The sequence below is a fragment of the Halobacillus sp. BBL2006 genome, assembly GCF_000786645.1.
In the GTDB taxonomy this organism is placed as follows: Bacteria; Bacillota; Bacilli; order Bacillales; family Halobacillaceae; genus Halobacillus.
Genome location: NZ_JRNX01000060.1, coordinates 1 through 9,310, shown reverse-complemented (window position 1 = coordinate 9,310; position 9,310 = coordinate 1). Strand labels below are relative to the sequence as shown.

10 protein-coding genes are annotated in these 9,310 nt (G+C 40.5%); 7 read left to right on the top strand and 3 right to left on the bottom strand.

What is annotated here, in order from left to right:
• Window positions 1–360: 360 nt before the first annotated feature.
• Window positions 361–1,281, bottom strand: coding sequence for a UDP-N-acetylmuramate dehydrogenase (gene murB / locus LD39_RS02325; RefSeq protein ID WP_035542471.1), 921 nt, complete (start codon window positions 1,279–1,281; stop codon window positions 361–363).
• Window positions 1,282–1,534: 253 nt separating this feature from the next.
• Between murB and LD39_RS21930 the strand changes: the two genes are divergently transcribed.
• The 3 genes from LD39_RS21930 to LD39_RS02315 all read left to right on the top strand — a co-directional run bounded on the left by LD39_RS21930 (window position 1,535) and on the right by LD39_RS02315 (window position 4,461).
• A complete protein-coding gene (locus LD39_RS21930) occupies window positions 1,535–1,693 on the top strand; it encodes a DUF1540 domain-containing protein (RefSeq protein WP_081988242.1) in 159 nt (52 codons plus the stop codon).
• 199 nt (window positions 1,694–1,892) lie between these two features.
• Window positions 1,893–3,590, top strand: a complete 1,698-nt coding sequence (ilvD, locus tag LD39_RS02320; protein WP_035542468.1) for a dihydroxy-acid dehydratase — start codon at window positions 1,893–1,895, stop codon at window positions 3,588–3,590.
• Window positions 3,591–3,888: 298 nt separating this feature from the next.
• Window positions 3,889–4,461, top strand: coding sequence for a histidine phosphatase family protein (locus LD39_RS02315; RefSeq protein ID WP_035542466.1), 573 nt, complete (start codon window positions 3,889–3,891; stop codon window positions 4,459–4,461).
• A 39-nt stretch (window positions 4,462–4,500) separates the two neighbouring features.
• On the opposite strand, the gene LD39_RS02310 is transcribed toward LD39_RS02315, so the two are convergent.
• Window positions 4,501–4,911, bottom strand: coding sequence for a VOC family protein (locus tag LD39_RS02310; RefSeq protein ID WP_035542465.1), 411 nt, complete (start codon window positions 4,909–4,911; stop codon window positions 4,501–4,503).
• A 93-nt stretch (window positions 4,912–5,004) separates the two neighbouring features.
• Window positions 5,005–5,547: a flavodoxin family protein gene (locus LD39_RS02305; RefSeq protein WP_035542462.1), complete on the bottom strand. Its 543-nt coding sequence runs from the start codon at window positions 5,545–5,547 to the stop codon at window positions 5,005–5,007.
• A 111-nt stretch (window positions 5,548–5,658) separates the two neighbouring features.
• Here LD39_RS02305 and LD39_RS02300 point away from each other — a divergent pair, with 111 nt between their 5' ends.
• The 4 genes from LD39_RS02300 to aceA all read left to right on the top strand — a co-directional run.
• Window positions 5,659–6,546, top strand: coding sequence for a LysR family transcriptional regulator (locus LD39_RS02300; protein ID WP_035542461.1), 888 nt, complete (start codon window positions 5,659–5,661; stop codon window positions 6,544–6,546).
• A 78-nt stretch (window positions 6,547–6,624) separates the two neighbouring features.
• A complete protein-coding gene (locus LD39_RS02295) occupies window positions 6,625–7,554 on the top strand; it encodes an aldo/keto reductase (protein WP_035542459.1) in 930 nt (309 codons plus the stop codon).
• A gap of 487 nt (window positions 7,555–8,041) precedes the next feature.
• Window positions 8,042–8,167 (top strand): YhfH family protein, encoded by a 126-nt coding sequence (locus LD39_RS22460; RefSeq protein WP_156112553.1) that lies wholly within the window; start codon window positions 8,042–8,044, stop codon window positions 8,165–8,167.
• A gap of 180 nt (window positions 8,168–8,347) precedes the next feature.
• Window positions 8,348–9,310, top strand: a 963-nt coding sequence (aceA, locus tag LD39_RS02290; protein WP_035542458.1) for an isocitrate lyase, incomplete at its 3' end; no start/stop codon positions are given.

Sequence of the window (9,310 nt, the reverse complement as noted above, 5' to 3'; positions counted from 1 at the left end):
AACTTAGTTGAACATTCATTGAATAACTAAGTCAGGCGCTTGCGCTTTTGTTTAATTCAGTTTTGGTACCTTGTCCTTTGCTTTACTTATTCGATAAAATCTTGACGGGTCCGGCATTGGTTCATGGCAATGCCTTTTTGTTCAGCAAAATCATCCCCACGGATTTTGGGTGGGGAAAAAGCGAAGCGTGAACCTGAAGAAGCAATCGCAGGAATTCTGTGGATATCCCAGTTAGAGGAAGACGGTCCCAATGGAAAGTTTTTTTTAGAGATCGAGAGGAATTAGACTTTTAAACAAAAAGTCGTGATTAGACGGAAAAAGGGACTCAGTATAGATACTGAGTCCCCTTCTCTAAGGTGACTATTCTTGGTCTTCACCTATAATACGTACTTCTCTTTCTAAGTCGACGCCGAACTTCTCTTTGACCGTCCTTTGAACATGCTCAATCAGAGAAATATAGTCCTTTGTTGAAGCGTTATCTTTATTAACGATGAAGCCGGCATGCTTCGTAGAAACCTCTGCTCCTCCAATATTGGTCCCCTGCAGCTTACTATCCTGAATAAGCTTACCTGCAAAATATCCTGGGGGCCGTTTAAATACACTACCACACGATGGGTATTCCAAAGGTTGTTTTGATTCCCGCTTGAATGTTAAATCATCCATCACTTCTTTAATTTCTTCGTAACTTGCAGGCTTCAGGTTGAAAGTAGCTTCAACTACAATGTCCCCATTATCTGGTATGTTACTTGTCCTGTAATCCAAGTCAAGTTCAGAAGCAAGGCGTTTGACAAGGTTTCCTTTTTTATCTACCACGTAGGCGTAGTCAAGAACATCCTTTATTTCTCCACCATAGGCACCCGCATTCATATATAGGGCGCCCCCAACGGTACCTGGAATACCACAGGCAAATTCAAGACCTGACAAATGCTCTGCTAAAGCATACCGCGAAGCATCTATGATACGCGCCCCACTTTGAGCAACGACGGTATTTCCCTGCGAAGAGATTTGGTTTAAATGTTTTAAGTTAATAACAATACCACGAATTCCGCCATCCTTAATGATTAAGTTCGAACCATTTCCGAGCAAGGTAAACGGAATCTGATCTTCGTTAGAGAGCTTAACGACGTTTTGGATTTCTTCAAAAGTCGTTGGTGTAATAAAGAAATCCGCTTTTCCACCTAACTTGGTATATAGGTGGTCCTTCAACATTTCATCGACTTTTACATTTTCTTCTTTAACAAGATTCAACAATTTATTGTAAATCTTCGTTTTGTTTTCCATGAACACCAGTCCTATTTAAAGTTGTCTTCCATCATGAAGTTTATAACAAATGCTCAGCAATTCAAAGCAAATGGACATTTTTCACCTGTGTATTTGCAATTATTTTATGTTTATAGGGTCAAAAGTTTACAATCCGGTATAATAGCACGGTCTTTATTTTATCATACATTGGGGTAGTCAATGGGAACGAAATTTCTGCAACGTATATTTATTTTTTGATGTAGAATTCTAACCCTATAGGGAGGTGTTTAGGATGGCATTAGACGTTCTATGCGAAGTACGTAACTGCGTTTATAATGAAAATGGTCAAACTTGTGGTGCGGATCGGATTTATGTTGTCAGTCACAAAGGTGAAAAGGCACATAACAGTGAAGAAACGGACTGTAAGACATTTGAACCGGCCAACCTTTAAAGCCGCTCTATTTTAAATAAAGACTTACTCATTTGAAGTAAGTCTTTTTCTTATTGAAAACGCTTTATATTTAAGAAAGTTTGATATTTTCAGAAAAGTTATTGCGAAGTGTCCACTTAGTTAGTATCATCATGTTAAGTTAAGTAATAACTCGAAAAATTCGACATGCACAGAAATATACAATGAAGGAGTGTAAGGGATGGATAAAACGAAGAAGGATCTAAGAATAAACAGTAAAGTCATCAGTGAAGGTGTCAACCGAGTCCCGAACCGCTCAATGCTCCGAGCTGTAGGGTTTACAGATGAAGATTTCAAAAAGCCGATGATCGGGGTAGCGAGTACATGGAGTGAAGTCACCCCTTGTAATGTACATATTGATCGTCTGGCACGCGAAGCGAAAAGCGGGGCAAGAGAAAACGGTGGAGCACCGATGATTTTCAATACGATTACCGTTTCCGATGGAATCGCAATGGGGCATGAAGGCATGCATTATTCTCTCCCTAGTCGTGAAGTCATTGCAGATTCGATTGAAACTGTTACAAATGCTGAGCGTCTTGATGGAATTGTAGCAATCGGAGGCTGTGACAAAACAACCCCTGGGTGTATGATGGCAATCGGCCGCATGAACATTCCATCGGTCTACGTTTACGGTGGAACGATTCAGCCAGGGAAATTGAATGGGAAGGATATCGATATTGTCTCTTCTTTTGAAGCGGTAGGGCAGTACCACGAAGGAGAAATTAACGATGAAGAACTTCATAGAGTAGAATGCAATGCTTGCCCTGGAGCAGGTGCATGCGGGGGCATGTACACAGCGAATACGATGGCCGCAGCTGTTGAAGCTCTTGGTATGAGTATTCCTGGTTCTTCTTCTACGCCGGCAGTCAATGATTACAAGGAGTCTGAATGTAAGCAAGCTGGCGAGATGGTCGTCAATCTATTGGAGCAAGATATATACCCTCGAGATATCATGACCAAGGAAGCCTTTGAAAATGCCATCACGGTTGTTATGGCGCTAGGTGGTTCCACAAATGCTTTCCTTCATTTGCTTGCGATTTCACATTCAGCAGGTGTTGATTTGAGCCTTGACGACTTCGAAAGAATCAGACAGAACGTTCCTCATATTGCTGACATGAAACCAAGTGGACGTTATGTCATGCAGGATCTATATGAAAGTGGTGGAGTACCTGCTGTCATGAAGCTCCTTCATGAACACGGTTTGCTTCATGGAGATTGCTTAACTGTGACTGGTAAGACAGTAGCGGAGAACTTAGCAGAAGCTTCTTCTTTAAAAGATGGACAAAAAGTCATCCTGCCACTTGAAGATCCAATCAAGCCGAATGGTCCTCTTGTTGTGCTTAAAGGTAACTTAGCCCCTGAAGGAGCCGTCGCTAAAATGTCTGGTCAAAAAATAAGCAGGTTTGAAGGCCCGGCTCGAGTTTATGATAGTGAAGCTGAAGCGACAGACGCTATTGTAAGCAATGAAATCAAAGAGGGTGATGTACTCGTCATCAGAAATGTTGGTCCAAAAGGAGGGCCAGGCATGCCTGAAATGCTATCGATTACCGCGATGATTGTTGGTAAGGGACTAGGAGGGAAAGTAGCGCTCCTTACAGATGGACGCTTTTCCGGTGGTTCGCATGGTTTTGTTATCGGACACGTGGCACCAGAAGCGGCCGTAGGAGGGCCAATTGGATTGCTCCAAGAGGGTGACACGATTACGATTGATAGTGAGACGCAGCAAATCAATTTCGATGTTTCTGAGAGTGAAATAGAACGTCGCCGGGAGGCATGGGAACAACCAGCTCCTAAACATCGCACGGGTATTTTAGCAAAATATGCTCGTTTAGTATCTTCTTCAGCAAAAGGGGCAGTTACGGATTTAGATCTAGATTAAAATACTTTGGAGACCGCTTAAATACAAGCGGTCTTTTTTTGATGCAGCAAAGGGGTGGTAAGTCAGTAGTTTAAAAAGTGATAATTAGTGTCTCCAGCGTACAGCGAATAACTTTGTTAATAAAATTGTTTCTCATGGTAGTTACCTACTTTTTTAAAAGATAGTCATCTTTGCATGAAAGAATTTTATCATATACTTTAAGCACTTCTATTAAAGAGTTTCAGGATGCAAAATAAAGGGTTCAAGAGTTTCCGTGTAGAAATGACTGAAAGAGTTTCTTTTTAGGAGGGATAAGTGAATGAAGGTAGCGATTATACGTCATGGAAGTACGCATTGGAATAAAGAAAGAAGAGCTCAAGGAAAATCAGACATACCTCTTGATGCGGATGGCAGGATTGATGCCGAAAAATTGGCTGGACGTTTACATAGTGAAAAATGGGATGTGTTATATTCAAGCCCGCTTCACCGGGCAAAGCAAACAGCAGAGATTATTGCCACTAGTGTGGGATTGGAAATCAGGTATGATGAGCGTCTGCAGGAAGCGGATGGAGGCCAAATCGAAGGAACGACGGAAGATGAGCGTATTGAGAAGTGGGGGGAGAATTGGAGAAGTCTTGAACTTGGCATGGAAAAGCCGGATAGCTTAATAAAGCGAAGTCTTGAATTTATAGAAGATATGATAACGAGAGATCAGGGAAAGAACATCATCATTGTCAGTCATGGTGCATGGATCAGTCACCTGCTCAGAGAGCTTGATCCCGAAAATGTTACGGAGGAACATATGAAAAATACCTCTGTCTCTGAACTTTTCCTGCGTCAAGGAAAATGGCAGTGTGACCTTTTCAATTGCACCTTACATTTAGATAAGTAAAGGAGAGGAACGGTTAAAGTGAGCCGTTCCTCTCGACCATTATTCTTTTGAATAATTCAGATCCCATATAATTCCGTAATCGTCTTTTACTTTTGCGTATCTTGCTCCCCAAAACGTGTCCTGCAATTCCATTAAAACAGTGCCCTTTTCTTTTAAGCGGTCATAATAACTTTGAATTTCTTCGGCATCTTCCAGCTCTAAAACTAATGAAACATTGTTACCGACTTGAACCGAATGGGAAGAGAAGGCATCAGAAACCATGAAAACAAGTTCATCTTTTTTGAAGATAGCGTGCATGACCTTTTCATCCATTCCTGCTGGTGTTTCAAATTCTGCCTGAACGAATGTTTGAAGTCCTGTAATTTCACCGTTAAAGACCGTCTTGTAATAGTCTAGAGCCTCTCTTGCGTTCCCGTTAAACGTTAGATAAGGGGTAGCCTGATGTTTCATAGTGAACACTCCTTTAATAGAATTTTATGTCCACTACTATTGTATACGGGTTCTAAAAGAATTACAAGAACGTGTGTTCGTATTTTGGTGGTTTTACAAATTCTTAAAGAAGCTGTTCCATTCCGCAGCTTTTCCCAAGGCTTGAGAATCTTGCTGTATCTCTCCTGGCTTTACCGCCTGACCGATGATGTAATCTTCAAATGACATATTAACAAAGTCAAAAATATGCCCAAACTGCTGGATTAATGGCAACCCAGTCAACTTAGGGTCACTTCCTCCGGTGGTAATAACGTACGCTCTTTGCTGTGTTAATCTTTCTTTGAAATTGAAGCGGTCATCACGTAAATATTGCGACCAGCGATCAATAAAGATTTTCATCTGACCGGACATGCCGAACCAATAAATTGGGGTGGCAAAGATGATGATATCATGAGACAAAAACAGCTCTAGTAGCTGCTCATAGTCATCATGGACGGAAGAAAAACCAGACTCTGTATGTCTCATGTCTGTAATTGGCTCGATATGATAATCACTCAATCGAATAGTTGTATGAGTAATATTAGATAAAGCTTGTTCTGTTAAAAATTCTGTATTCCCTTCTTTTCGAGAGCTGCCCAACAAAGTCAAAATTTTCATATTCTCACTCCTCGTACATAGTCACTCTAAAAAGTATATCATTGCATCGGATATTGTAGATATTTATAATTAATGATATATACTATCGTAATTTTTGATGGAGGCTGGGATATGGATTTATCATACCTTTACACATTTAAAGAAGTGGCCAGGTGGGGAAGTTATACACGGACAGGGGAAGAGTTAGGATACGCCCAATCAAGCGTAACTACCCAGATCAAAAAATTAGAAGAACACTATAAAGTCAAATTGTTCGAAAGAGTTGGACAGAAAATGAGGTTGACTCAGTCTGGGGAAGAATTATTATATTATGTTCAACAGGTCATTAATCTGATGGATGAAGCTGAAATAAAGGTCTCTCAAACAAGTAATATGAGGGGGACGATCCGAATCGGGACCGTGGAGTCTCTAGCTGCTTACTACATAACTGGTATCCTGAAGCTTTTTAAAAAAGAGAATCCAAATATGAAGATCCAACTAGAATCGGGTTTATGTCCTAATTTATTGGAAGGTATTTTGGAGAGTCATTATGATCTGGCTGTAGTGCTTGATGAGCCAATCAAGCACCCGAATTTAACATCGATTTCTTTAAGAAAAGAAAAAATGTTCATGGTCGCTTCGCCACAGAATCACTTGGCTGCAGATCAAAACCTTGATATAGGGTTGATGGAAGATGAGACGCTAATTTTAACAGAAAAAGACTGCTCTTATAGAAAATCACTAGAAAAATTGCTGAAAGCGAAAGGCATACAAGCTCGTTCTGTTATCTCTTTCAGCAGTTTAGAAGCGATCAAACAATGTGTCGTAGATGAATTAGGTATCGCTATGCTGCCGGAAATGACGGTAAAAGAGGATTTGAAAAATGGACGTCTCGCCCGTCTTGATTTTGATTATGAAGATTTCGGTATGATGATCCAACTTGTCTATCAAAAGAGGAAATGGTTATCACCATCTCTAGAAGAATTTATTAAGTTAATGACAGACGAAGTGACCTGGTAATAGGGTCACTCTTGTTTTTTTATTGGATGGATGTGGTAAATACCAAAAAAGAAGTGACTATGTAGAGGAGATGAAATAGTGAATAAAAATACTCAATTAGGAAAGTCGGATTTACAGGTAAACCCCATTGGCTTAGGAACAAATGCTGTTGGAGGACACAACATCTATCCTAATTTAGATGAAGAAGCAGGTAAAGATGTCGTTCGCACAGCCTTAAACCATGGAATGAACTTTCTAGATACAGCATTTATCTATGGTCCCGAAAGGTCAGAGGAACTAGTCGGTGAAGTAATGAAAGAATATAAACGTGAAGGAGTTGTCCTTGCCACTAAAGGCGCTCACCAATTTAAGGGTGAGGACGTTGTTTTTAATAACGATCCTACCTTTTTAAAGCAATCTGTTGAAGATAGTTTGCAGCGTTTAAGGACCTATTATATTGATTTGTTTTATATACATTTTCCTGATGATGATACACCCAAGGATGAGGCCGTAGGTGCTTTGAAAGAATTGAAAGATGAAGGGAAGATCCGGTCCATTGGTGTTTCAAACTTTTCTCTTGATCAATTGAAAGAAGCCAATAAAGATGGATTTGTGGATGTGGTTCAAGGAGAATACAATTTGTTCAAAAGAGATGCAGAAAAGGATATACTTCCGTACACAGCTGAGAATAATATCTCATTTGTTCCGTACTTTCCATTCGCTTCCGGTTTGTTAGCAGGCAAGTACGATGAAAATACAACATTCGATGATTTTAGGTCGAAAAATTCGCTATTCCAGGGAGAAGAATTAAAAAAGAATCTAGCTAAGGTGGATCAACTCCGTCCGATTGCAGAGAAAAAAGGAGTGGACGTTCCCCATATTGTATTAGCCTGGTATTTGAATCAACCGGCAATCGATGCAGTCATTCCGGGAGCAAAACGGGATCGCCAAGTCGTTGACAACTTAAAAACTTTGGAAGTGGATTTCTCATCAGATGAAGTTATACAAATCGATCGCATCTTTTCTTAAGCGATGTAAGCCTGCCAATTTTGGCAGGCTTTTTGTTTTTGCCATTTAAACGTAAAGGCAGCATACTCTTTTTGAAGTGAACCGCCGACTTGAAAACTACACAGCTGCATCATGGTCGTATCAAGATTCACATCATTTTTTTAAAAGGATTAACAGTGCTACGATCCCCATTATTAATTTTAAGTAATAAGAAAACAAATTAATTCAGAGGTGTTATGTAACAGTTTTAGACATTTGCTATTAGAAGAGTTATGAGAAAAAACTCATCAGCTTAAAGAATATAAAAATGATCAACAACTGATATGAGAGCATAAATGAATCAAAAAAAATGGTCCGGTGAACCCCTTCACAACGGCATTTTTTCACATCGAAAAGCCCAATTGTAGAAAAAATTTCAAAAAATGGTTGCAAATTTGCTCAACTCATCGTAGACTGTACCATAACAGATAACAAAATACTTAACTGTTATATTAAAGGAGGAGCTAAAATGAAAGAACAGAAAAATCGTCAAAGTGTTGTTGTTACTTGTCCGCAATGTGGTTCAGAGGTTAAAGGTCATCCCTATACTTACATGATGGAATGTGATCGATGTCTTTCTAAGAGAGACGAATAATTTTTTGGGTTAACTGTTATATATCAGTATAGTTTAAAATCTATTAATATATAACAAAGGTTTTTTGTAAAGGTAAAGAGTTTTTATAAGGTTCAGGGGGATAGAGATCCAGGTTAAATGGTTTTTCAAGACTGGAACGATTAAAATAGTTAGCGTTTATCTTAAGGGGGAATAGCCGGTATGAATAATAGAGTGGAAAAGTTGCGCGAGCAGTGGCAGGAAGAAGATCGTTGGAGCGGGGTGGCACGCCCGTATGAACCGGAAGATGTCATCAGGCTTCGAGGGTCGATGGATATTCAATACACGTTAGCTGAAAAAGGGTCAGAAAAACTTTGGAAACTGTTAAAGGAAGATGATTATGTGCATGCGCTCGGAGCATTGACGGGAAACCAGGCGATGCAGCAAGTAAAGGCTGGGTTGAAAGCGATTTATCTTAGCGGCTGGCAAGTAGCGGCAGATGCAAATCTATCAGGACATATGTATCCTGATCAAAGTCTTTATCCGGCAAACAGTGTTCCGCAGGTTGTTAAGCGCATTAACCAGGCCCTACAGAGAGCAGATCAGATCCACCACATGGAAGGCAAAGATGAGATCGACTGGTTTGCACCGATCGTCGCGGATGCTGAAGCTGGGTTCGGAGGTCAGTTGAACGTCTTTGAGTTAATGAAAGGAATGATTGAAGCAGGAGCATCTGCGGTTCATTTTGAAGATCAGCTTTCTTCCGAGAAGAAATGTGGTCATCTCGGCGGAAAGGTGCTTTTACCAACGCAGACTGCTGTACGTAACTTGATTTCAGCCAGATTCGCGGCAGATGTAATGGGGGTTCCGACCATCATTATCGCACGTACGGATGCGAACGCTGCAGACTTGATTACCAGCGACGTCGATGAAACAGATGCTGCTTTCCTCACAGGTGAACGAACGGCTGAGGGATTTTTCAAAACAAGAGCAGGGTTGGACCAGGCCATTGCGAGAGGACTTGCTTATGCACCATATGCAGACCTTGTCTGGTGTGAGACCTCAGAACCGAACTTGGATGAAGCGAAAAGGTTCGCGGAGGCGATTCACGAAAAATATCCTGGTAAATTACTTGCTTACAACTGCTCACCTTCATTTAATTGGAAGAAGAAGCTGGATGATGAA

What these genes read in the sequence shown, in the direction of transcription:
- LD39_RS21930 (WP_081988242.1), top strand. Translation starts at nt 1,535, where the DNA reads ATGGCATTAGACGTTCTATGCGAAGTACGTAACTGCGTTTATAATGAA.
- LD39_RS22460 (WP_156112553.1), top strand. Translation starts at nt 8,042, where the DNA reads ATGAAAGAACAGAAAAATCGTCAAAGTGTTGTTGTTACTTGTCCGCAA.
- ilvD (WP_035542468.1), top strand. Translation starts at nt 1,893, where the DNA reads ATGGATAAAACGAAGAAGGATCTAAGAATAAACAGTAAAGTCATCAGT.
- LD39_RS02300 (WP_035542461.1), top strand. Translation starts at nt 5,659, where the DNA reads ATGGATTTATCATACCTTTACACATTTAAAGAAGTGGCCAGGTGGGGA.
- LD39_RS02310 (WP_035542465.1), bottom strand. Translation starts at nt 4,911, where the DNA reads ATGAAACATCAGGCTACCCCTTATCTAACGTTTAACGGGAACGCAAGA.
- murB (WP_035542471.1), bottom strand. Translation starts at nt 1,281, where the DNA reads ATGGAAAACAAAACGAAGATTTACAATAAATTGTTGAATCTTGTTAAA.
- LD39_RS02315 (WP_035542466.1), top strand. Translation starts at nt 3,889, where the DNA reads ATGAAGGTAGCGATTATACGTCATGGAAGTACGCATTGGAATAAAGAA.
- LD39_RS02305 (WP_035542462.1), bottom strand. Translation starts at nt 5,547, where the DNA reads ATGAAAATTTTGACTTTGTTGGGCAGCTCTCGAAAAGAAGGGAATACA.